Origin of the sequence: Planococcus halocryophilus (genome assembly GCF_022489025.1) — a bacterium.
GTDB lineage: Bacteria > Bacillota > Bacilli > Bacillales_A > Planococcaceae > Planococcus > Planococcus halocryophilus_A.
The window spans coordinates 61,459-84,465 of record NZ_JAKVTG010000010.1; the positions used below are offsets into that span (position 1 = coordinate 61,459).

Genomic DNA, 23,007 nt, shown 5'->3' on the forward strand with positions numbered 1-23,007 from the left:
TCGTATTAGTTTGTGATTCCTTGTGTTTCTTTCCATTCCAAGAAATCATCATAAGTTAATTGCTTATCAAGAATTGATCCGTCTTCACGGATTTCAATCACGCGATTTGCAACGGTTTGAATAAACTGATGGTCATGAGAAGTGAAGACCATTGCGCCTTTAAAGGCAATCATCCCGTTATTTAATGCTTGGATAGACTCAAGGTCCAAGTGGTTAGTTGGCTCGTCTAATAATAGAACATTCGAGTGTGATAGCATCATTTTTGAAAGCATGCAACGCACTTTTTCGCCACCTGATAAAACAGAAGGTTTCTTTTTAACTTCTTCTCCTGAGAATAACATTCTACCAAGGAATCCGCGTAAGAAAGTTTCACTTTCATCTTCTGGAGAATACTGGCGTAGCCAGTCTACCAATGAGGTTTCACTACCTCCAAAATAGCTTGCGTTATCGATTGGTAAGTAAGCGCGGGAAGTGGTTACGCCCCAACGGCATTCACCAGATTCTGGTTGGTCTTCTTCAGCTAAAATACGAAGCAGTGCCGATTTTGCAAGCGGATCGCCGATTAAGACGATTTTGTCTTCTTTGCTCATGTTAAAGCTGATGTTGTTCAATAATTTGTTGCCGTCTACGGTTTGGCTAAGGTCTTTAATTGTTAACACATCGTTCCCGATTTCACGGCCAACTGTAAAGTTAACGAACGGATATTTACGAGAAGAGGGACGAATGTCATCCAACTCAATTTTATCAAGCATTTTCTTACGTGACGTCGCTTGCTTCGATTTTGAAGCGTTGGCGGAGAAACGAGCGATAAAAGCTTGAAGTTCTTTAATCTTTTCTTCTTTTTTCGAGTTTTGATCAGATGCTAAACGTGTTGCCAATTGGCTTGATTCATACCAAAAGTCATAGTTACCGACATATAGTTGAATTTTCCCGAAGTCAAGATCAGCAATATGCGTACATACTTTGTTAAGGAAGTGACGGTCATGGGAAACGACAACAACGGTATTCGCAAAGTTCATCAAAAATTCTTCTAGCCATTGGATTGCTTTCAAGTCCAAATGGTTAGTAGGCTCATCTAGTAAGAGAACATCAGGTTTACCAAACAAAGCTTGTGCTAAAAGCACTTTTACTTTATCAGAACCAGATAATTCGACCATTTTCTTATCATGAAGATCTTCAGAAATTCCAAGACCTTGAAGTAAGATTGCTGCTTCAGATTCAGCTTCCCAACCGTTCAATTCAGCGAATTCGCCTTCAAGTTCAGCAGCGCGCATGCCATCTTCATCAGAGAAATCTTCTTTCATATAAATCGCATTTTTCTCAGACATTACTTCATATAATTTCTTGTGTCCCATAATGACGGTTTCAAGAACTACATGTTCTTCGTACTCAAAGTGGTTTTGCTTTAGTACAGCAAGTCGTTCACCAGAGCCCATATAAACATTTCCAGATTGGGGTTCAAGTTCACCAGAAAGGATTTTAACAAATGTTGATTTTCCGGCACCATTGGCACCAATTAATCCGTAACAGTTACCAGGGTTAAATTGAATATTTACATCTTCGAAAAGCTTACGGTCACCAAAGCGAAGACTTACATCAGTTGCAGCTATCATGTATACGTACCTCCTAAATTTCACAATAAGATTAGTATACCACGAATTCCACGGAAATCGATAGCATTCAGGCGTGGTCTCGGATAAACTGAGAATATAGGGTTATTTTATCTTAATTTACGCTCTAAATAAGCTTCTAGAGAACCAAGTTCTTTATTTAACAAGTATTCCATTTGCACATATTCTCGGCGGCCAGGAATATGTTCTGGCGTGAGACCTTTCATTGAATAGATAAAGTAATAGCCACCAATCTGGCGGAACAATACGACGACATGTGGAAAATCATCGAAAATCGCTTTTATATTATAGCGTTTCGCATAACTCCAATTTACGAGTTTCATTGACAAACCGCCTTTCACTTCTCTATTTTAAATGATGTAAGATAGAGAACACAAGTTTGGGGTTATCGTCATTTTGAGCATAATCTAAATAAATTGATAAGAAAATCTTGCTTTAGAAAGATGCTTATCATAAAGCGTTAAAGCTTTATTTTATGGAGGGGAAAATGTGTCTGAGAAGAAAAGAAAGTCGGCACTTGGGTTAATGGTAATAGCGATTTTGTTTGTTGCGTTAAATTTACGTCCAGCAATTTCGTCAATTGGTCCAATGCTTGAACCTATTCGGGTTGATTTGAATTTAAGTAATAGTGAAGTCAGCTTACTAACGGCGGTTCCTGTTTTTTGTATGGGGCTGTTTGCGCCATTAGCGATAGTTTTTGGTCGGAAGTTTGGCATGAAACGTTCAATCGCTTTTTTATTAGGTGTAATCGGAGTGTTTACCTTATTAAGAGGGTTTTTACCTAGTTATCCATCGTTAATACTTAGTGCATTTTTTATTGGTGTCGCTATAGCGGTGATTAGTCCACTCTTGTCAGCGATTATAAAGCATAATTTCCCAACACGAACGCCCGCATTAATCGGTGTTTACTCGTTTGGTATGGGTCTGGGGGCAACATTGGCGGCAGGATTGACGGGTGTATTTTATACCATTTCGGATTGGCCGTTAGCTATTGCTAGTTGGAGTTTGTTGTCAGTAATAGCGATTAGTATCTGGCTACGAGTGGAACAACCGGCTGAAGAAAAAGTGGAAGCTTCAGTCTTTAAAATGACACAAGAGTCTCCATTAAAAAGTAAACGAGCTTGGTATATGCTGCTGTTTTTTGGTTCTCAATCAGCTTTGTTTTTTTCAATGCTCACCTGGCTTGCTCCTATCGCGATCGATAAAGGCATGTCCGTGTTGGCTGCTGGTGGTGTGCTCACTTTAATGACGGCCGTTCAAATCATAGGGAATATTAGCATTCCGTTATTTTTTGATAAATTTCCGAATCGGTTAGTATGGACTGTGCTCGTTTTAAGTTCAGGCTCGTTCGGTGTACTTTTACTGATGTTCGGTTCTGTAAACTTGGTCTGGGTAGCTGCAGCTTTTATCGGTGTGGCGCTAGGTGGTCTTTTCCCAATTGCCTTATTGATGCCTCTTGATGAAACCACAACGGCAGACGAAGCCAATAGTTGGACTGCCATGACACAATCGGGTGGATATATGATTTCGGCTTTCATGCCTTTAGTTATTGGTGTGATTTATGATCAAACAGGTAATCATGATATTACTTTATTATTATTTTTAAGTTTTATAGGATTGATGCTGATATTTGCAATATTACTTCATAAAAGAAATTAATCGAATTCTTTGGGCTCTAATAGAAAAAATTCTTTAATGCTTTGAAGTTGCATGAATATGAACCACGAAAGGTAAAGAGATATTAAAGGAAAGATGATGCACCAAGAGGACACCATTGTAAACGATAGTTTTGAATCGGGAAAAAAAGATGTGAAATACCAATAATTGTACGTCAATGTCAAAATCATTGTTGTAATCGGACCGATATATATTTTTTTAGAAAGAAGTGCTAGCCATATACCGATTCCGATAACGAAAATCGGAACAATCACCAATTGCATAATAATGGGATCAATAGATTCAATGAGTTTCAATCGAGTACCTCCCTAAACTATAAAATAGAACTGTTAATTGGTAGAATAATCAAAAAACTTAATAGGGTAAAAAAAGCTGACGTATTAAACGTCAACTTTTTCCCATGTAGAGGAAAGAAATTCATCACGACCAGATGCTGCACGATCGCTCTTATAATGTTCAGGGTTTTTCTTGTGAAAATCTTGATGGTAATCTTCTGCTGCATAAAATGGCGTCGCATCGCGAATTTCGGTTACGACAGGTTTGTTGAAACGTCCACCCGTATCAAGCTCTTGTTTTGATTTTTCGGCAATGGCACGTTGACGTTCATTATGAACAAAAATAGCTGCGCGATAAGAAGGACCACGGTCTTGGAATTGCCCTTCGTCATCAGTAGGGTCTATTTGTTGCCAAAAAATATCTAGTAATTGTTCATAAGAGAAGACATCGGGCTGGAATGTGATTTCCACTACTTCCAAATGGCCAGTTGTACCAGTCTTTACTTGTTCATATGTAGGATTTTCTATATGGCCACCACTGTAGCCAGAAACGATCTGTTCAATGCCATCAAACTGGTCAAATGGTTTAACCATGCACCAAAAACAGCCACCTGCAAATGTCGCTTTTTCAGTCATAACTATGTCTCCTCTCAAGTTGCTAAGGAAATATTACCACTTTCGCGGTTTTCCGACAATAAAAATGTCTTTTATCAAACTAAAGTCATTTTAATAATAACAGATTTGATAAATAAAGACGATTTTCGTATTTACGTGTGAACCGAGTTTGGTAAGGGATATCAATAAAGCTTATTTGTTTAAATTTAAAACGAAATACCGAAACTTAATGCCTAACAACGCGTCATATTGACGTGAAAGTTCAGAGAGGAGTGTATTTATTATGGAAGAAGAATTACAACCTATAAAAAGAAAAAAACGCAGAAAAAGAAGATTTCGGCTGCGCGGCATCGTCTTCCTGCTCCTAGTCGCTTTAATCGCTATCGGCACTTATGCATTCCTACAATTTAAAGAAGGTAAAGACATAGCAGATACATCAGCGCAAGAGCCAGTTCTATTTGATGAAGATGAGGCAAATAAAGATTACGAAAACATATTAGTATTAGGTGTTGACTCACGAGGAGAAGAAAAATCGCGTACGGATACAATGATGTTAGTAACACATGATAAAGTAAATGATGAAATAAAACTGACTTCATTTATGCGAGATATTTATGCAGACATTCCGGGTTATCAATCGTATAAACTCAATACAGCCTATTATTTAGGTGGAGTGGATTTGCTTGCAGAAACACTTAGACAAATGTTTGGAGTTGAAATTCATCATTACGCATTAATCGACTTTGAGAGTTTTGAAAGTCTTGTCGATGTAGCAGTACCAAGTGGTGTTGAAATTAATGTTGAAAAAGAAATGTCAGAAAATATCGGTGTAACTTTAACTCCAGGAGTTCAAAAGCTAAATGGGAAAGAACTGTTGGGATATGCTCGTTTTAGAGCAGATGAAGAAGGGGATTTTGGTCGTGTCAGAAGACAGCAGCAAGTAATTGCGGCTATGAAAGATGAAATGGCAACTGTTTCAACTATTCCAAAATTGCCTAAATTAGCAGGTACGCTACAAGGCTATGTTCAAACGGATATGCCCTTAACAGATCAAATAAAGTTAGCGACTCAATTAACCATTAGTGGCAGTGGGGAAGTTGAACGATTAACTTTGCCAGTTGAAAACGGCTATAGTTATGGCAACTACGCTCATGCTGGTTCAGTTCTTGATATTGACCTTGATATGAACAAACAAGTATTGAGTGAATTTTTGTCGCAACCCTTAAACTAAATGGGCTACGATTATGATAAAATGAGGTATAAAGTTTAATCAGAAAAGAGGAAGCTTATGGAGCCAGAGGACAAGCAATCATTTTTTTCCACCAATTATATTCGATTTTTAGGTGGCAGAAATACTTTATTTACATTGTTCTCCTTATTATTGCTTGGATTCGTCATTTTTGTTTTCAAGGAAGTTTCATTTATCTTTCACCCAGTTACTGTTTTTATGAAAACAGTAGTATTGCCAATTGTTTTGGCATTAGTGTTTTTTTACTTACTCAGACCCATATTGCGCATGTTAGAGAAGTTTAAAATTTCTCGTATTTGGGGAATTATAATTATCTTCCTCGGCGCAATTGGTTTGATCACATTACTAAGCGTATTGGTATTTCCGTTTTTACGTTCTCAATTTCAAAATTTAATCGTGGATTTCCCGGAAATTTTTATGCAATTAGTAACATCTGTTGATGGGTTTTTGAGAACCTCGTTTGTTGGTGATTATTATAGTGAATCTAATTTCACGTTGGATACGTTACTTGCAACGTTACCAGGCAATATTGCGGACACGCTTCAAAATACAGTGACTGGCATTATCTCTGGTATTACAGGATTAATCTCAACGATTACGGGTGTGATTTTATCGATCGTCATTGTGCCGTTTATATTGTTTTATTTATTAAAAGATGGGGAAAAATTACCTGAGTACTTCTTAAAACTATTGCCACCGAGATTTCGAGATGATACGCGAGAAGTGTTTTCAGAGGCAAATAAACAATTAGGTGCATATATTCAAGGTCAATTGATTGTTGCTTTTTGTATTGGAGTGATGGTCTATATTGGTTTCTTGATTATCGGTATGGAGTACGCATTATTACTAGGTGTTCTTGCGATGGTCACTAGCATAGTTCCTTATATTGGTCCTGCGATTGCCATTGCGCCAGCTGCCATCATCGCTTTAGTTACGTCGCCATTTATGCTCGTTAAACTGGCAATTGTTTGGACAGTTGTGCAATTAGTAGAAGGAAACTTAATATCACCACAAGTTATGGGCAAGACGATGTTTATCCATCCGGTGACGATCATTTTTGTCCTATTAACTGCAGGCTCATTGTTTGGAGTTGTTGGGGTAATTCTTGGTATTCCAATGTATGCTTTACTGCGAGTGCTCGTATCTCATTCTTATAAATTGTTTAAACGTCGGTATAATCGACATGAAACCAATTTATCAAATCAATACGATTATACAGAGCTATGAAGTTGTTATAAAAGAAAGGTTGTCTATTAACAACTAACTTAATTTGGGGGTTTCAAGTTTATGAAGTTCAAAGATTTTTTATCATCTATTGGCATTGGTTCATTAAAAGTAAATACAGTTGTAGAAAGGCCACATCTTGAAGAAGGCGAGACATTAAATGGGACGATTTATCTTGATGGTGGCGACGGGGAACAAACAATTGATTTTATCGAATTGAATGTAATTAGACTTGTGGAGGACACGCGTGACGATAGTGATTTTGATTTTTACGAAACAATTGTGGCAAAACAATCGATGGAGTTTGCAGGATCAGTGAAATCTAAAGATACGGTTATGCAGCAGTTTGAAATTGTACCGGATGAACGTTGGGTATTGGAAAATCAAAATGCCAAACTTATTTTACGTACGATTGTCCATGTGAAAAATGGAGTGAATGCACGAGATGAAGACGCAATCACATATGGAACATTAGAGAGCTGAGTTATCGGCTCTTTTTTTTTGCATAAAAATGAATAAATTTATTAAAAAGAAAAATAATGATGTTATGTAAACTCGAGGTAAAATTTATTTAGAAATTATTTTAATCATTTGAAAGATTGATTTGTTTTTTATTTACTATGTAAATAACTACTTAAGGATATACTTCAAAGTTCAAGCCCAAGTATGCAAGATAATAGAATGATATAAAAAAGGAAATCCACAAAAAACTCGGATTTCCTTTTTCTATTCTTTAGCTCAACCAAATGCCACCAAGGCAACTAGTTAGTAAAGTTGTTAGAAAAACACAAGACATTAAAAAATCCGTGCGACTTAAAAGAATGGGGCGTTAATAATCATTTCTAGGATCGCTGGTAAATCCTCGTGCTTCCATTGCAAAAGCAGAGTTCTGATTTTTGAACTGCGCCTGCGAGCAGCGGATAGATAATATTCGTTGCCAGCTATATTTAAAAAGTCGAATCGACTATTGAAACTATTTGGACAAGAGTTTGGCTGAAGTATTTGCTGAACGGGTTTTATCGTCCTTGCCAGAAGAGCTAAATAAAATGTACAGAATTGTGATTATGGCATCTGAGTTGAATTCTTCTTCCGAAAGAATCATCCGTTATTTGTCTTCTGAACACAACCTGAATATCAACCGCATCTTCTTAAAGTCTTTAAAGAAAGCCAACAGGAAATCCTTGACCTACCTTGTTGATGGATTTTCAGGAAGTTGCTGTGAGAACACAAGAGGAAGTAAAGAGGGATTTTAGAAAAACGAAAATTTACTTTAATTTACATTTTATTAATGCTCTATTAATACCTGCTATATATTCATTGCTTACACTAGAGTTAACAAATACAAAAGGAGTGGTTATTTGAAACGGATGATGACTATTTTAGCAGCAAGCCTTGTAATGGCATCCTTTACCGGATCTGGACTTGCAGCTGAACACGGAGAAGAAGTAAAGATGATATCGAAACAGGAACAGCAAGAAATGGTGAACATCGCACACCGTGGAGCTTCTGGACACGCACCTGAAAATACAATGGGAGCCTTTCAAAAAGGGTTTGAAATGAAGGCGGACTATATTGAAATTGATGTGCAAATGACAAAAGATGGAGAGCTCGTTGTTATTCATGATATCACTGTAGATCGTACAACAAACGGAACCGGCAAAGTTGGCGATTTAACGTTAGAGGAAATTAGGCAGTTAGATGCCGGTAGCTGGTTTAATGAAGCATTTACCGGTGAAAGGGTTCCTACTTTTGAGGAAGTATTGGCTGAGTTTCATGGGAAAGTTGGAATTTTAGTCGAATTGAAGGCACCAGAACTTTATCCAGGAGTGGAGGAGAAGGTTGCGGATGCTTTGATTGAAAAGAATATGAGTGCACCGAATAATAATAAAATCATCATCCAATCCTTTAACCATGAATCTATGAAAAAATCGAAAGAGTTTTTACCTAATCTCTCTCATGGCGTTCTGACAGGAGGAAGTTGGGCAGACGTAACAGAAGAACAATTAGCTCAGTTTGCGACTTATGCTGATTATTTCAATCCAACAATGAAGATTGTAACGGATGAGCTGGTTAGTAATGTTCATGAGGCAGGAATGGATATTTATCCATACACTTCAAGGTCACAAGAACAAGCTTTACGACTATTCGATTTAAATGTAGATGGAATTATTACAGATTATCCGGAGCATGTTTACTCCCATCCTGTAAAAAACTCGTAATTTCATAGTGGAAAGACAGGTAGGGAACTCTCTACCTGTCTTATTTTACTTCGTATGAATTTAAAAACAACTTCAAAATAGCACAAGAAAGAACATCCCCAATAAGGGGCTTGATGAGCATAGAAACACAAAAAGGAAAAGGGGTTAGGAAAATGAGGAAACCGTTACATCTTGCATTGATCTTTGCACTTATGATTTCTTTTATAGCACCTGGTATCGGATTAGATCAAGAAGTACAGGCAGCGACGACAGGCACGGTAGCCATAAATGAAGTAGCCTGGATGGGTACAAGTTATAGCTACAATAGCGAATGGATTGAATTACATAACACGACAAACTTAGCAGTAGATATCAACGGATGGACTTTGCGCGCCACCGATAGCAGTCCCGAAATTAGCCTTTCTGGCTCCATTGCGGCAGGGGGTTATTATTTATTGGAAAGAACGAATGACAACACTGTTGCTGGCGTTGCGGCTGACTTGATTTATACAGGGGCGTTGGATAATGGAGGAGAGATCCTTGAACTGAGAGATTCTTCTGGCGTTTTAATAGACAGTGCAGATGCTTGGTATGCTGGGGATAACACAGCAAAGGCCACAATGGAAAGAGCTGATCCGCTTGTGGCCGGCACCGAAGCCACCAACTGGATTGATTCTACGAAAAGCTACGATGGAGGGAACGGCACTCCGCGGGCAGTCAATTCAAAAGTGAAAGGCTCCACCGACAGAACGGAACATTTGAATAACGTTTCTGAAGCGGAAGGTGCTATTAACGTTTACTTTAACAAATGTGCAGATGTTTCCTATGCAAGTTCGGGGAATGAAGCAAACTATAATGTGAATCTGGAAACCCGCTTGATCGAACGCTTGAATCAAGCGACGACCAGCATCGACTTTGCAACATATGAAATTAATCTACCTGGCATTGTGGATGCGTTAATAGCGAAAGCGGCAGAAGGCATTGATGTACGCGTGATAGCGGATGCAAAAGATGCAGCTGACCCGAATTATGTTGAACGGTTCAAGACGATGCGATTGCAAGTAGAGAAAATGGTAAGGGGACAGGATGGAAAAGTTGGAACTGCGGATGACATTTATGTATTCTCTGATTCTCCGATGTTTGCTGTGGAAGACAGTTCAGCCAGAACCGATTTTGGCTTGCCTGCCACACCAGAAGATTTCCCGCTGGAAACCGTTGCAGTCGGAAATAGTGACGAAACCGGTTATCTGTTTGTTGAGGCTGAAGAAAAAAGCACCGATGCCTACTATAGCCCCGGGACACAAATGCATAATAAATTTGCCGTCATTGATAATCGCTGGGTTTTTACAGGAAGCTGGAACTTCACAGTAACCGGCTTATACGGCACTGAAACCAATATGGAACAAGGCGTGTTGGATGGCAACCAGCAACATGTAGTCGAGATCAACTGGCCGGCATTGGCGGATGTATTCAGAGTTGAATTCGATGAAATGTGGGGCAGCTATACGCTATCGCCTGACAGTGAAGCTGCTAATTTCAACACACGGAAGATTGACAATACGATACATGAAGTTGATGTGAATGGGAAAATTGTTGAAATTTACTTTTCGGCCGGTGATGATGCGGTCGGGAAAATGAGAGAGTTTGTTCGAACGTCCGCTAATGTGAATACTTACTTCACCATTTTTGCCTGGAGCGATCAAGGACTGGTCGATGAGTTAAAGAATTTATGGGAAGGATCATATAATGATTTGGAAGGTACATTGACGGGCTTTGATATCAAAGGTGTATTTGATCAAAGCTTCTGGAATCAGTGGTGGTCTGCCAGTGTGGATATGACGGGGCGGACTGCTTCACAGGAAAGCGTTGATAACCCGAACACTCGCTGGGCTAACCCCGCACCTGTTTACACAGGCAATGAGTCGCGCAAACTTCATAGTAAAACGATGATGATCGATGCAGACACAAACAGTGATCCGACGGTCATTGTAGGTTCCACGAACTGGAGCAATAATGGGAATAACATCAATGATGAAAACCTGCTGTTTATACATGATGGAGCCATTACAAACCAATTTGTGCAGGAGTTCAATGTCAGGTACACGAAAGCTGGCGGAGCAGTAAACTAAAGGAACAGAAAAAGAGGTATGGCTGTTAAGATTGAATAGTTCTTAGCAGTCTTTTTTTAACATAAAAATTTTAACTATATTATGTAAACATAAAAGAAGCTGTCATTTGGAATTAAATCGTTTTAATTATTTGAGAGATTAATCTGTTTTTTATTTACTATGTAAATAACTACTTAAGGATATACTTCAAAGTTCAAGCCCAAGTATGCAAGATAATAGAATGATATAAAAAAGGAAATCCACAAAAAACTCGGATTTCCTTTTTCTATTCTTTAGCTCAACCAAATGCCACCAAGGCAACTAGTTAGTAAAATCGTTAGAAAAACAAAAGACATTAAAAAATCCATGCGACTTAAAAGAATGGGGCGGTAGTAAGCGTTTCTTGGCTCTCCTGTAAATCCCCGTGCTTCCATGGCAAAGGCAGAGCGTTCCGCTTTTCGAACAGCGCCTGCGAGCATTGGGATTAGCACACGGCGCATAGATAATATTCGTTGCCAGCTGTGCTTTTCTACTACAGCACCGCGTAACCGTTGCGCTTGTTGAATTTGAGTAAACTCATCTTTCATCACAGGTAAAAACTGATAACCAACCATAACGCCATATGCCAGTTTTGGAGACAGTTTTAACTGCTGCATTAAACTTAAAATGAATTTTACAGGATCTGTTGTAAAAGCGAACATGAGAGAAAGACTAGAAAATGCCATGACACGAAAAGATAGCGACAATGCATGTGCCCATTGTTCGTCGGTTACATTGATTCCTGCAAACGACCAAATGATTGTGCCTCCAGTATCTGCGCCAAAAACTACAGTCGTCCATAAATAACCGAAAGCACCAATGGAAAAAGGTAGCATGAACAACAACCACAACTTCCAGTTAATATGGCTCATGGTTAATTGCAATAATAGAATACTGACCCAAAACAGTAGAGGTGTCCACGGATTGAAAAAGAAGGCGATTGTGAGCATTGATATTGTGACTGCGATAAACTTCACCGAAGGATTCATGTTATGCAAAAGATTCCGCAAAACGAGCAACTCCTTTCGGTGCTAATAAGTGGTGAGATGCCAGCAAATCTTCATTATGCCACACATCTTTAGCGTCAAATTTCCCAGTCAGTTCACCGTCTTTTACAAGCAATACAGAATCAGCTAAACTTGCTGCAAATTCCATATCATGTGTCACGATTAAAAAAGTAGTTCCTTCTTTAGACCGCTGATCGATTAACTCAAAAAGTTCTAATAGTGCAGCTGTGTCTTGACCTGAAGTCGGTTCATCCATTAATAGAACAGGCCTTTTATCAGCAAGCATTGCTGCAATCGCAACGCGTCTTTTTTGTCCGTGACTAATCGCGAAAGGGTGATCATCACGAATTGTTTCAAGACGTAAACGAGTCATTAATGAAGCAATTTCAGTAGGGTTTGAACTACCAGAATAAGCAACTTCTTTTTGGACTGTTTGTGTCAAAAACAAATATTCCGGTGATTGAGGCACATAGCCAGTGCCATCTGATTGAATTGTGCCGGTCGTCGGTTTGTAAATATCACATAAGGATTTAACCAATGTCGATTTGCCGCTACCATTTGGTCCAGCCACCACAACGATTTCACCACGATGCACTGCAAATGACAGCGGAGTGAGCAATTGTTTATTCTTAATCGTGACAGACAAATTCTCAACTTGTAAAGCCGTCTGTGGTAGAAGTACAGATTTCCGTTCCGGAAATAAAATCGGTTGTTTTGGTGAAAATAAATGATCTTTTACGAGACACCCGTTCTCACCTAACTGGATTTCGCGTTCGAAGAATGTTCCCCAACTGTCTAAACGATGTTCAACTGCAACAATCGTCAATTGCGTTTTAAGTTGCAGTTCTGTGAGCCATTCAACAAATTGCTTTGCCGTATAGGGATCTAGATGTGACAACGGTTCATCGAGCAATAACACTTCTGGTTCCATAATAAATGTACATGCTGTTGCAACACGTTGTTTGGTTCCTCCAGATAAAGATTGAATAATCGTATGTCTCAAATGGGTTAGACCAGTTAGTTCTAATACGGCTGTGATTCGAGCTTCCATTTTGTCAAAAGGGATCTGTAAATTTTCTAATGTGAAAGCTAGTTCGTCTTCAACAGTAGGCATACAAAATTGAGAATCGGGATCTTGAAAAACGGTCGCAATGCGGTGATTGATTTCACCAGGTGCATAGTCTGTTGCTGGTTTTCCGAATAACAAAACTTCCCCGTCAACAGAGCCATCGCAATTATCAGGATACAAACGGTTTAACAAATACAAGAGAGTGCTTTTACCACAGCCACTTGGACCAGAAATAACAAGTTTCTCGCCTTTTGAGACGGCAAAAGAAATATCTTGTAACGTTGCCGTTTGATCTTCTGGAAATCGAAATGACAAATTGTTTAAAGAGAGGATCTCTTTAGGCATTCACATCACCTTTTTTCGTACGTGCAATGGCATAACCTCGCAGCGAACCTGTCGCAAGTAAGGCATCTCCAATATACTTACCACCAATTCCTGCGATGATAGCACCGCTAAGCACGCGAATAGTAAACATTAACGCAACGAACGACGGGTCAAGCGCAGCATAGCCTGAGACAAAATAGCCATATACAAAACTGAAAACTGCCGAACCGATTCCGGCAAGCATTAATACCAAAATATTAAAATGTTTGTAGCCAGTCAATGCAAATGCTGCTTCTGCGCCAAGTCCTTGTACAACACCTGTTAAGATTAATCGAGGGCCTACAGCATTGCCGATTAAAACTTCAATAGCAGCTGCCATTGTTTCAGATAGAAAAGCAGCGCCGGGTTTGCGGATAATGTACATACAAATAATTGATACGATAAACCAAATGCCAAACATCCATTCATATGCGAGTGGTCCTATTACAGCTGCCCAAATATTTGCAACGTGGACAAACAACAAATAAACAATGCCAAAGACAACCGCAAATAACGACATTAAGACGACTTCTTTTAATTTCCACGATTTTAGCATGTTAAGCACCTCCATGAGATGGGCTGTTAATGCTCATCGATACGGTCATGACTAAATGACGGTGTTCCACAGAGCGAGCATTCGTAAACGCTTCTTCATAAAAAGCAAAGACATCGTGAATATCACCGTGGATACCACTCGCATAATGCATCGAGTCGTTAAAAACGCCTTGTTGTTTAGCGCGATCGACTTCACGATAAATCACGGACATATAATCAGGATTGTTCATTGGGTATAATGCAAATTGCGAAGAAACGTATTGTTTTGTGTCATCTGTGTTTAATAACATATCGTCTTTTTCCAAAAAGACATCGCCTGATGAATCGCCAGGACAGCCGATCGAAAAAGTGCCAGATAACGCGACGTGTTCACCAGTTTTCGCTGCATGTAATGTTAAAGCTTTGACAACGTTAAAGACGTGAATTTGTTTGCCGCGAATAACGGTAGAGACATCATCTGTATGCATCCATACATTTGAAGTATCCGTTTCGTTTAAAGCTCCTTTGATTACGTTAATAAAATCTCCTGTCATTGGATGTAACGAAAAGCGAAATCCGACAATTGGGCTAGTACCGCATTGCAATGGTTCCATGTATAATTCCTCCTTAAAAATGTGCACAAAAAAGACCGCATCCGTGAAGATGCAGCCATAATCTACAAATAATCAAAAAGGAATTATTTCAGAAATGCGCCGCACTTCCTCACGCAGGTATTATCCTGATCGAGTTTTGAGGGATCGAAGCTTGCGCTTGCATCTCAGCCAAAGTGGGCACCCCTAGTGCAGAAAACGGTATGCGGTTTTTGTGTTCGGGTTGTTCCCGATGGGTTTAGTGTAGAGGAAGTGGAGAGGGATGTAAAGAGGGAGCTCAGAAAAATATGTGGGGTGTGGAAGTTTGTATGGGTCTGGAAACGCTTCGGCCGCTTTGGGCATGGCTCTTGCACTAAGCCAGGAAAAGCATCTGTCTTTGTGCTTCGCCTAGCCCATTGACGCGCCGGCGCTTAGTGAATTGTTACACTAGTAAACATAGTTATTATATAATAAAAAAGTGAAGTAAATGCAAAAAAACAGGAATGAAACTAAAAGGTTTCACTCCTGTTTTTTATTGGGATTTGTATAATTTACCCATTAGTTTTGACTAGTAGTTTGTATATCGTTACGAACAATAGCCGGTCGTTTTATTGAGAATATGGCACAACCAAGTGCGATAAGAACGATAACAGCGCCAACCCAAGGCATGCTTGAAATTGATCCGGTTTGCGCCAATGCGATACCGCCGATTGCAGAACCTAGAGCAATACCAACTTGAAGAGCTGAGTTATTGAAACTTTGTTGAACATCTGATGTTGCTGGGTCTATTTCAATTAGGTAGCTTTGTTGAGGTGGAGCTAAACTCCAGCTCAGTGCAGCCCATATGACCATTACTGGTAAGAACACGACTAACGAAAATGTAGTGAATGGTAGTAAAAATAGTGAAACGGCAAAAGCTGAAATGACGATGATGATACTTTTTTTCGAACCAATCGAATCGGATAAAGCGCCACCGATAGCACCACCACTAACTGCAGCAATACCGAATAATAAGTAGCAGACACTAACCCAAAATGAATTTAAATTCAGAATGGTTTCTAGAAATGGTGTGAAATAAGCGTATACCGTATAATGTCCCGCTAGCATAAACATTGTTGCGAGATGAGCGGTACCGATTTTTGCACTTGCAACGGCTTTAAGTTGTTGCTTAAGCGGGACTGCTGTACCACCGGCGATTGGCTGAATATAGAGCGCAATCAATACCATCGATCCGATGGAAAGTAGAGCAATTCCAAGGAAAATAACACGCCATCCGAACAAGTCTGAAACGACAATACCAAGTGGCACACCAAGAACTAGTGAAGAACTGATCCCCATAAAGATAAAGCCAATCGCTTTTGCTCGGTAAGGTGGTTCAACAATTTTAGCGACAATGGTAAGTGACAGCACGACAATAAGTGCAGTGCTTGCAGCAGTTAACACGCGCGCGATCATCATCCATGTGAAATCAGGGCTAAAATAAGTCATGATGTTTCCGAGGAAAAAAATGAACATAGCAATCAAATAGACTTTTTTTCGTTCAAATTTGCTGGTTGCCACAAGTAAGACAGGGCCAGCGATGGCAATAATCATCGCAAATACAGTAATCAATTGTCCGGCAGAGCTTAACGAGACATTAAATTCTTCAGCAATTGTTGGTAAAATTCCCCCGATAATCAGTTCGACAAGTCCCACAGCAACTGTGGATAAAGCTAAAATATACACTTTTAAATTCATTGCTTTTAACGCTTCCTCTCTTCTTTGCATTTGTAATAGATTTAAGGTTTGTTAAAAACACAAAAAAATCCTGATTACAAAAAACGAACGGATCGTTTTCTGTAATCAGGATTTTGAGGTTCCTGGTAGAGACCCCTAAGCCATATCCTTAGGGTTATACAGATGCATATATTTATTTACTTCGTAAATAATACTATAGTCATGATTATTCTGCAAATGTATGTGAAGGGTTTTCAAAGTAAAGGTTATATCTCTATCTCAATTAATCAATATTATACACGAAACTCTATTCTTAGAATGAACATTATATGCTACTATATGTAAGATATTCCAAATCGAGAGGGAGAAAATGATGATCAAGTCTAGTATTCAATCAAACAGAGAAAATGTATATTTTGGTATTAGCTTATTATTTAGCGTTTTTATTTATGCAGCAATAATTGTATCAGTGATTGGTATTGCCATCGCTCTTACAGTCTTCGCAGTTATGTTGTTCGCGAATGTAATGATGCTTGGCTCGATTCGTGGTAACGGAATCCGCATACACGAGCGACAGTTTCCAGATGTTTATGAGCGTGTGCAGATTTTAGCAAAGCAAATGGAATTGAAGAAAGTGCCTGATGTATTTGTCGTTCAATCCGAAGGCGCATTAAATGCTTTTGCTACACGTTTTTTTGGACGAGATATGGTTGTTTTGTATTCAGAGGTATTTGAACTAGCTCGAGAACAAGGGCAGGAAGAATTAGATTTTATTATCGCCCACGAGTTGGCTCATGTGAAACGCCGTCACATATGGAAAAATCTATTAATCTTACCAGCTGGTTTTATTCCTTTTCTTAGTGAAGCATATAGCAGGTCTTGTGAATACACATGCGATCGACACGCTGCATTTGCTATCCAAAACGCACCAGCGGCAAAACGGGCATTAACGCTTTTAGGAATTGGCAAAAAGACTTATTTGGAAGTGAACGAAGACGCATATCGTGAACAAATTGCGACAGAGTCAAATGCTGTAGTTTGGTTAAGTGAAGTGTTATCTACCCATCCGCGTTTACCAAAACGCATTCAATCGATTGCTCAATTTGACCATAATGATTCGAAGTTTTACGAGCCCGATCATAGCAAAATCGTTTTAGGTGCTACATTAATTGCTGGCGTACTTGGCGCAATTTACTTTTTAACTATCGCATTATTTGCAGGGGGCGCAGTAGTGTTTTCTCAATTTTTACCGACTTTTGATGATATTCTATATGATGAAAGTTATGTTGTAGAGGGAGAAACACCATTAATGTTCGCTGCATCTATCGGAGACATGGCTAGTGTTGAAGAAGCCATCGAAAACGGTGATGATGTAAATGCAAAAGATTCTGAAGGAGCCGACGCTTTGATGTACGCCATTTATGCTAATGAACTGGACGTTGTTGCGTTTTTACTTTCTTCTGGAGCAGATGCGAATACATTTGATGATTACTCTACCGCTTTGGCAACCGCGGTTGATTATGGTGATTACGAAAGTGCTTTACTGTTAATGGAGAATGGAGCGGATCCTACTTTAACTGGTGAGGATGGCTTGAGCGCAATGGAATATTTGGGAGCTACTAGTGAAGCTGAGTTTTTGGAGATGCTGCAAGAAGGTTATTGATAGCTTGAGTATAGAACAAGTTTGCGATGTATTTATACGTAAAACAATATATGGAAAACTACAGCTTTCACCAATTTGTTAAGCTTTATGATTATGCAGAGTTAAACGGCTTTGAAACAGGTTGGTTACCATGAAAATAGATTTATCGTAAAAAGGTTCAACCCAAGTTCGTTATTCTTGGATTGAACCTTTTTCTTTTGCATCGCTACCATTATCTTTGGTAGCTTCTTTTCGTTTAATATAAAGGTTAATCATTTCAATATCATCTTTTGTTAACGTATCAACTTCTTCAATGGTTTTAAGGATATCAAGAAGTTGCTTTTCGTGACCTTTCGCGATTTCTTTATTAAAAAAACTGGTGATAGAAGACGTCAATGTACCGATAATCCCGATTCCGACCATCATGAGAACAACCGCAAGAATACGGCCAATGGGGGTCTCTGGTGATAAGTCTCCATATCCAACAGTTGTGGTAGTGACAACAGCCCACCACAATGCATCAGCAAAAGTTTCGATTGATGGTTCTAGAATAACGATTGGTATCGGAATTAGGAATAAAAGAATGAGCGCAACGATTAATACTTTTTCTAAGCCATTCGTTTTCAGTAATTTGTATACCGGCTTCATGTACCGCGAACCAATGCCAATTAAGCGAACCAATCGCAACAATCTGGCAATACGCGCGGCTCTAAAGAGTGCATCGAACGGGATAATGGCGATCAATTCAAATGGGTGCTTTTTAACATAGGTCCATTTGTTTTTCGCATTGATTAATCGAACGGTATAATCAATAACAAAAATACCCCAAATGATTCGGTCAAGTAGGATAAAGCTTTGATCTTCTGAAAAAGCAAAAAAGATAGAAATGAGGATGAGGACGAACATGATGCTTTCATATATTATGACACCTTTTTTCATTAGGTTGCTCCTCCGTAGTAACTGTATAATTGATTAAGAAGTCTTAAATTACTTAGTTTAACTGTAACGCAAATATAGAGTAGTTTGTTAGGTTTTTTCTCTGTTATAGGAGTCTAAAAGTAAAGTCGGCGGCATAAACAATTAGTAAACTATAAAGTAGTGATGAAAAATAAGATAGAAGTTTCAAGTGAAACGAGCCAATAGGAGGAAAAGGCATGCCATTCGAAATCGTACGAAATGATATTACAAAGATGAAAACCGATGCAATTGTCAATGCAGCGAATGCTAGTTTGAAGATGGGTGGTGGAGTATGTGGGGCGATATTTTCTGCTGCCGGATCTCATGTCTTACAAGAAGCTTGCGATCAAATTGGTCATTGTGCTGTGGGAAGTGCGTTGCAAACAAAAGCCTTTTCGCTAGATGCCAAGTACATCATCCATACAGTTGGGCCTGTATGGCAAGGCGGTAAAAATAATGAAGAACAATTACTGAGAGATTGCTACGTAAATTCGCTTGAATTGGCACACAAGCTTGGCTGTAAATCAATTTCATTTCCACTCATTTCTACCGGAATTTTTGGGTACCCAAAAGAGCCTGCTTTACAAATTGCGGTTTCCGCTATAGAAAAATTTTTAATGGCTCATGAAATGCATGTCTACCTAGTAGTATTCGATAAAAGGTCTTTCGGACTCAGTAAAAAACGTTATCAATCGATTGTGACTTTTATTGATGAAAATGAAGTTAGAACACTTGAAGAACATGATATACGATATCGCAAAAAAGGCGATTCAGAAATTGTCTTCCATAGTTCAGAAATTGAACTTAGCTTAGAGTCTCAAATAGATCTTAGTTTAGATGTTATGTTAGGGAATATGGATGAATCTTTTTCAGAGCGGTTGCTTTGCTTTATAGATGAAAAAGGCATGACGGACATCGAAACATATAAAAAAGCAAATATCGATCGTAAGCTGTTTTCCAAAATTCGCAATTCGGCTAATTATACACCGATGAAAAAGACCATTATCGCATTTGCTGTAGCGCTTGAACTGAATCTTATTGAAACAGAGGACTTGCTTGAGAAAGCGGGGTATAGGCTATCACGCAGCCATAAATTTGATTTAATTATTTTATATTTTATTGAGCGGAAAAATTACAATATCCATGAAATTAATGAGGCTTTGTTTGCTTTTGATCAAGTGCTTCTCGGTGGATAAATGTCGCTTTCATAGCGACCTATTCGTTAGCTGGAAATTGTAACCTTAAGTTGTAAAGAAAACTTGAGGAGGAACTTATAATGAAAAATGAAACGACAGAATTGGTGTTTATTCTCGATAAAAGTGGATCGATGGCAGGGCTAGAGAAGGACACAATTGGTGGATTTAATGCATTGCTTGAAAAACAACGGAAGCTCCCCGGAGAAGTTCGTGTCACGACGGTATTGTTCAATCAGGGCTATGAGTTGCTACATGATCGAATTCCGGTAACAGGAGTTGCTCCAATTACTGAAGAGGATTACCAAGTGGGTGGAATGACAGCATTGCTTGATGCGATGGGTTCGACAATACAGAAAATAAGCAATGTGCAAAAAAGCACCATGCAAGAACAGCGGGCAGACAGGGTAATGGTAGTTATTACGACAGATGGTATGGAAAATTCCAGCTGTGAATACTCGTATAAAAAAATTCATGAAATGATTGCGATGAAGAAAAATACAGCGAATTGGGAGTTCATCTTTCTTGGAGCGAATATCGATGCCGTCGCCACAGCAAAACAGTTCGGAGTAGAAGAGGATTTTGCGGTGAATTATCATGCGGACGCTGAAGGCACACAACTTAACTACGATGTGGTGAGTGAAGCTGTCAGTTCTTTTCGAACAGGTAAAAAAATTAATCGCAGCTGGAAAAAGGAAATTGAAAAAGACTTTAAATCACGTCCGAAAAAATGAATGGAGTTTGATCACTAGCTATAAAAGTTATATAGTCGATGCCGTGTTCTAGCTTAGAAGAAATGGATGAGACACGAAAGCAATGGAACTTAACCTACGATTTTGAATAAGTTTCGTTTAGTAGAAGGTTCTTTTTTAAAAAAATTCTTCTATTAATATATTTGATATATACAGTAAAAAAACCTTATTACCGCATATAAAAAAGGCTCTGGTATTTAAACCAGAACCTTTTTTATATAGAATTTATTTAAGCGAATCACAGTACATATCGAAAATCATTTCTGCAATGCTTGATATACCTCTTCAAAAGGTTGCACCACGACAAAGCCATTTCCTGAAAACTTCATCTGTACAGATTCTCCGCTGCCTCGACCAAATAAGCTTTTTAGTTGGATATCCGTTACGAAGTCTGGTTCCAAACTACCAGACCATGCAACTGTTGCATTTGGGTCTGTGAAAATGGGTTTGTCAGGCGTCACGAGTAAAGTGAGCGGCTCATAGTGAGATGTAAAAGCAACAAGTCCGTTTCCTTCTAAACGAATATTAAATAAACCGCCAGCCATCATCCCGGCAACACGTCGCATAAGTTTAATATCCCATTCTAACCCATCTTGAAAAGCGAGAAGATCATTTCCATTGATATAAATGCTTTCGCCTTCTAAGTCCAGAATGGTTATTTTTTTGCCGCTGTCAGCAACGTACAGTTTCCCTTCACCAGTTGCTTTCATTAATTGTGCACCTTCACCACTGAAAGCTTTCTTAACGAATTTTCCGAGTCCATGCTCTAACATGCCTTCGCGTTCAAATTTAATATTACCCTCGTAAGAAATCATAGATCCTGCTTTTGCCCAAACGAGCCCATCTAGATTTACTTCTAATAAACGATCTGTCTCAAGTTCAAAAAATTCACGTGCGCTATCGTCTTGTTTTGTTTGTTGTACAAATTGGTGAATAGAGTACTTCGACATCTTATTTCCTCCTTAAGTTGTTTAGTACTATATACGGTCAATTGCTAAGATAGTTTCAGTAAAGTATTAACTTGTCCGCAGACAGATACTTATACTTTAATGAATAATCCTGCTATTCTAATGTAGATAGTTATTATCCGTGTTAGTGATAAAGAACAAAAAAGTCAGGTGGAATAAAGGTGAATAATTTTCAAACTCATAATGGATTTGCACGAACGTTTCAAAAAAATAAATTAACACTCGGAATTTCGTTTCCTTTTCAAACGGAGGAGGACCATTCTCACATATTGGATATGGCCTCACAAATGAAGTTGGCTAAACAAGCAGAAGATGCTGGATTTGCTGCATTGTTCGTCAGAGATTCACCACTTTTTGATCCGAACTTCGGAGATGCAGGAGTTGTGCACGATCCCTTTCAGCTTCTTGCTTTCACAAGTGCGCACACAAAAGAAATTGCTTTAGGAATCGCGAGTGTAATTACGACATTGCGTCACCCACTTCATTTGGCTAAATCGGCTGCTTCTTTAGATGCATTGTCCGCACAGCGGTTTTTATTTGGTGCTGCGACAGGGGATCGGCCAATTGAATTTCCCGCGTTCAAAGTAGATAGAGAAAATCGCAATGAGTTATTCAAAGAGTCAATACTAGTAATGAGAAAATCATGGAAGGAATCCTTTCCCAATATACAATCTGCGCGAGTAGGTTTAGGAGAGGGAGATGTTATTCCAAAACCATTGTTACAAGATATTCCGATTTTAGGTACAGGTTATTCTGGTCAAACAATAGAGTGGTTAGCAAAACATACAGATGGCTGGATGTTTTATGGTCAAGAAGCTAGTCGGCAAAAGCAACTAATTGAGCAATGGAGAAACGCAACGAGTGAATTTAAACCGTTTACGCAACCTTTAGTTATTAACTTGTCAGAAAAACCAAATGCACCACCAAGCCCAGTACCAATTAAACTCGGATTTTCATCGGGGCATAAGTTTTTAATTGATTATCTTTATGCGTTAGAAAAAATGGGAGTTAATCACGTTATTTTAGCAGTGAAAAACGGCCATCGTCCAATAGCGGAAGTTCTGCAGGAATTGGGAGAGTTTGTTGTTCCGCATTTTCGAGCACATCGACGTATTTAAATAAAAGAAGAAATTTTAAAGCTATCTGGCTTTTTAGAAACTAGATAGCTTTTTTGATTATGTGAATGAGACTGCACGATAG

Annotated in this window: 21 protein-coding genes and 2 riboswitches; of the genes, 10 read left to right on the top strand and 11 right to left on the bottom strand. The window is 38.8% G+C overall.

The window, feature by feature from the left end; translation table 11 throughout:
• Positions 1-5: 5 nt before the first annotated feature.
• Entirely contained in the window at positions 6-1,613 is a 1,608-nt protein-coding gene (locus MLE13_RS12180; RefSeq protein ID WP_240749958.1) for an ABC-F family ATP-binding cassette domain-containing protein, read from the bottom strand.
• Positions 1,614-1,720: 107 nt separating this feature from the next.
• Positions 1,721-1,954, bottom strand: coding sequence for a hypothetical protein (locus MLE13_RS12185; RefSeq protein WP_240749959.1), 234 nt, complete (start codon positions 1,952-1,954; stop codon positions 1,721-1,723).
• Between the two features lie 166 nt (positions 1,955-2,120).
• On the opposite strand from MLE13_RS12185, the gene MLE13_RS12190 reads away from it, so the two are divergent.
• Entirely contained in the window at positions 2,121-3,290 is a 1,170-nt protein-coding gene (locus MLE13_RS12190) for a CynX/NimT family MFS transporter (RefSeq protein ID WP_240749960.1), read from the top strand.
• Here MLE13_RS12190 and MLE13_RS12195 read toward each other — a convergent pair.
• Complete coding sequence (locus tag MLE13_RS12195; protein ID WP_240749961.1) at positions 3,287-3,604, bottom strand: hypothetical protein; 318 nt, start codon at positions 3,602-3,604, stop codon at positions 3,287-3,289. The genes MLE13_RS12190 and MLE13_RS12195 overlap by 4 nt on opposite strands.
• A gap of 84 nt (positions 3,605-3,688) precedes the next feature.
• Entirely contained in the window at positions 3,689-4,219 is a 531-nt protein-coding gene (gene msrA / locus MLE13_RS12200) for a peptide-methionine (S)-S-oxide reductase MsrA (protein ID WP_240749962.1), read from the bottom strand.
• Positions 4,220-4,481: 262 nt separating this feature from the next.
• On the opposite strand from msrA, the gene MLE13_RS12205 reads away from it, so the two are divergent.
• The 5 genes from MLE13_RS12205 to MLE13_RS12225 all read left to right on the top strand — a co-directional run bounded on the left by MLE13_RS12205 (position 4,482) and on the right by MLE13_RS12225 (position 10,998).
• Positions 4,482-5,429 (top strand): LCP family protein, encoded by a 948-nt coding sequence (locus MLE13_RS12205; RefSeq protein WP_240749963.1) that lies wholly within the window; start codon positions 4,482-4,484, stop codon positions 5,427-5,429.
• Positions 5,430-5,486: 57 nt separating this feature from the next.
• Positions 5,487-6,674: an AI-2E family transporter gene (locus MLE13_RS12210; protein ID WP_240749964.1), complete on the top strand. Its 1,188-nt coding sequence runs from the start codon at positions 5,487-5,489 to the stop codon at positions 6,672-6,674.
• 60 nt (positions 6,675-6,734) lie between these two features.
• Positions 6,735-7,154 carry a sporulation protein gene (locus MLE13_RS12215; RefSeq protein ID WP_240749965.1) on the top strand — a complete coding sequence of 140 codons (420 nt, stop codon included), beginning with the start codon at positions 6,735-6,737 and terminating at the stop codon, positions 7,152-7,154.
• Between the two features lie 875 nt (positions 7,155-8,029).
• Positions 8,030-8,890 carry a glycerophosphodiester phosphodiesterase gene (locus MLE13_RS12220; protein ID WP_240749966.1) on the top strand — a complete coding sequence of 287 codons (861 nt, stop codon included), beginning with the start codon at positions 8,030-8,032 and terminating at the stop codon, positions 8,888-8,890.
• 152 nt (positions 8,891-9,042) lie between these two features.
• Positions 9,043-10,998 (top strand): phospholipase D-like domain-containing protein, encoded by a 1,956-nt coding sequence (locus tag MLE13_RS12225; RefSeq protein ID WP_240749967.1) that lies wholly within the window; start codon positions 9,043-9,045, stop codon positions 10,996-10,998.
• Between the two features lie 272 nt (positions 10,999-11,270).
• Here the strand turns inward: MLE13_RS12225 and MLE13_RS12230 are convergent, their stop codons facing one another.
• From MLE13_RS12230 to MLE13_RS12250, 5 genes are all read right to left on the bottom strand, one after another.
• Positions 11,271-12,026 (bottom strand): energy-coupling factor transporter transmembrane component T family protein, encoded by a 756-nt coding sequence (locus MLE13_RS12230; RefSeq protein WP_240749968.1) that lies wholly within the window; start codon positions 12,024-12,026, stop codon positions 11,271-11,273.
• Positions 12,007-13,437, bottom strand: coding sequence for an ABC transporter ATP-binding protein (locus tag MLE13_RS12235; RefSeq protein WP_240749969.1), 1,431 nt, complete (start codon positions 13,435-13,437; stop codon positions 12,007-12,009). The genes MLE13_RS12230 and MLE13_RS12235 overlap by 20 nt, the downstream gene beginning before the upstream one ends.
• A complete protein-coding gene (locus tag MLE13_RS12240) occupies positions 13,430-14,011 on the bottom strand; it encodes an ECF transporter S component (RefSeq protein WP_008497491.1) in 582 nt (193 codons plus the stop codon). Before MLE13_RS12240 ends, MLE13_RS12235 begins: the two co-directional genes overlap by 8 nt.
• Before the next feature lies 1 nt (position 14,012).
• Entirely contained in the window at positions 14,013-14,603 is a 591-nt protein-coding gene (locus tag MLE13_RS12245; protein ID WP_240749970.1) for a Ykof family thiamine-binding protein, read from the bottom strand.
• Positions 14,604-14,692: 89 nt separating this feature from the next.
• Positions 14,693-14,798: riboswitch (TPP riboswitch) on the bottom strand.
• A 339-nt stretch (positions 14,799-15,137) separates the two neighbouring features.
• Entirely contained in the window at positions 15,138-16,316 is a 1,179-nt protein-coding gene (locus MLE13_RS12250) for an MFS transporter (RefSeq protein ID WP_240749971.1), read from the bottom strand.
• Positions 16,317-16,398: 82 nt separating this feature from the next.
• Positions 16,399-16,498, bottom strand: a riboswitch (purine riboswitch).
• A gap of 167 nt (positions 16,499-16,665) precedes the next feature.
• Here MLE13_RS12250 and MLE13_RS12255 point away from each other — a divergent pair.
• Positions 16,666-17,958, top strand: coding sequence for a M48 family metallopeptidase (locus MLE13_RS12255; protein WP_346429167.1), 1,293 nt, complete (start codon positions 16,666-16,668; stop codon positions 17,956-17,958).
• A 171-nt stretch (positions 17,959-18,129) separates the two neighbouring features.
• Here MLE13_RS12255 and MLE13_RS12260 read toward each other — a convergent pair whose 3' ends face one another.
• On the bottom strand, positions 18,130-18,876 hold the full coding sequence (locus tag MLE13_RS12260) for a potassium channel family protein (RefSeq protein ID WP_240749972.1): 747 nt from the start codon (positions 18,874-18,876) through the stop codon (positions 18,130-18,132).
• Between the two features lie 215 nt (positions 18,877-19,091).
• Here MLE13_RS12260 and MLE13_RS12265 point away from each other — a divergent pair, with 215 nt between their 5' ends.
• Together MLE13_RS12265 and MLE13_RS12270 are read left to right on the top strand one after the other, a co-directional pair.
• The gene (locus MLE13_RS12265; RefSeq protein ID WP_240749973.1) at positions 19,092-20,090 is read left to right on the top strand and encodes a macro domain-containing protein; all 999 of its coding nucleotides are present in this window, start codon (positions 19,092-19,094) and stop codon (positions 20,088-20,090) included.
• Positions 20,091-20,170: 80 nt separating this feature from the next.
• The gene (locus MLE13_RS12270) at positions 20,171-20,821 is read left to right on the top strand and encodes a vWA domain-containing protein (protein ID WP_240749974.1); all 651 of its coding nucleotides are present in this window, start codon (positions 20,171-20,173) and stop codon (positions 20,819-20,821) included.
• A gap of 275 nt (positions 20,822-21,096) precedes the next feature.
• Here MLE13_RS12270 and MLE13_RS12275 read toward each other — a convergent pair whose 3' ends face one another.
• Complete coding sequence (locus tag MLE13_RS12275; RefSeq protein WP_240749975.1) at positions 21,097-21,789, bottom strand: AIM24 family protein; 693 nt, start codon at positions 21,787-21,789, stop codon at positions 21,097-21,099.
• Between the two features lie 179 nt (positions 21,790-21,968).
• On the opposite strand from MLE13_RS12275, the gene MLE13_RS12280 reads away from it, so the two are divergent.
• Positions 21,969-22,925: an LLM class oxidoreductase gene (locus MLE13_RS12280; RefSeq protein WP_240749976.1), complete on the top strand. Its 957-nt coding sequence runs from the start codon at positions 21,969-21,971 to the stop codon at positions 22,923-22,925.
• The last annotated feature ends 82 nt before the right edge of the window (positions 22,926-23,007 follow it).

What these genes read in the sequence shown, in the direction of transcription:
- MLE13_RS12180 (WP_240749958.1), bottom strand. Translation starts at nt 1,613, where the DNA reads ATGATAGCTGCAACTGATGTAAGTCTTCGCTTTGGTGACCGTAAGCTT.
- MLE13_RS12185 (WP_240749959.1), bottom strand. Translation starts at nt 1,954, where the DNA reads ATGAAACTCGTAAATTGGAGTTATGCGAAACGCTATAATATAAAAGCG.
- msrA (WP_240749962.1), bottom strand. Translation starts at nt 4,219, where the DNA reads ATGACTGAAAAAGCGACATTTGCAGGTGGCTGTTTTTGGTGCATGGTT.
- MLE13_RS12205 (WP_240749963.1), top strand. Translation starts at nt 4,482, where the DNA reads ATGGAAGAAGAATTACAACCTATAAAAAGAAAAAAACGCAGAAAAAGA.
- MLE13_RS12210 (WP_240749964.1), top strand. Translation starts at nt 5,487, where the DNA reads ATGGAGCCAGAGGACAAGCAATCATTTTTTTCCACCAATTATATTCGA.
- MLE13_RS12215 (WP_240749965.1), top strand. Translation starts at nt 6,735, where the DNA reads ATGAAGTTCAAAGATTTTTTATCATCTATTGGCATTGGTTCATTAAAA.
- MLE13_RS12225 (WP_240749967.1), top strand. Translation starts at nt 9,043, where the DNA reads ATGAGGAAACCGTTACATCTTGCATTGATCTTTGCACTTATGATTTCT.
- MLE13_RS12235 (WP_240749969.1), bottom strand. Translation starts at nt 13,437, where the DNA reads ATGCCTAAAGAGATCCTCTCTTTAAACAATTTGTCATTTCGATTTCCA.
- MLE13_RS12240 (WP_008497491.1), bottom strand. Translation starts at nt 14,011, where the DNA reads ATGCTAAAATCGTGGAAATTAAAAGAAGTCGTCTTAATGTCGTTATTT.
- MLE13_RS12245 (WP_240749970.1), bottom strand. Translation starts at nt 14,603, where the DNA reads ATGGAACCATTGCAATGCGGTACTAGCCCAATTGTCGGATTTCGCTTT.
- MLE13_RS12250 (WP_240749971.1), bottom strand. Translation starts at nt 16,316, where the DNA reads ATGAATTTAAAAGTGTATATTTTAGCTTTATCCACAGTTGCTGTGGGA.
- MLE13_RS12255 (WP_346429167.1), top strand. Translation starts at nt 16,666, where the DNA reads ATGATGATCAAGTCTAGTATTCAATCAAACAGAGAAAATGTATATTTT.
- MLE13_RS12260 (WP_240749972.1), bottom strand. Translation starts at nt 18,876, where the DNA reads ATGAAAAAAGGTGTCATAATATATGAAAGCATCATGTTCGTCCTCATC.
- MLE13_RS12265 (WP_240749973.1), top strand. Translation starts at nt 19,092, where the DNA reads ATGCCATTCGAAATCGTACGAAATGATATTACAAAGATGAAAACCGAT.
- MLE13_RS12270 (WP_240749974.1), top strand. Translation starts at nt 20,171, where the DNA reads ATGAAAAATGAAACGACAGAATTGGTGTTTATTCTCGATAAAAGTGGA.
- MLE13_RS12275 (WP_240749975.1), bottom strand. Translation starts at nt 21,789, where the DNA reads ATGTCGAAGTACTCTATTCACCAATTTGTACAACAAACAAAACAAGAC.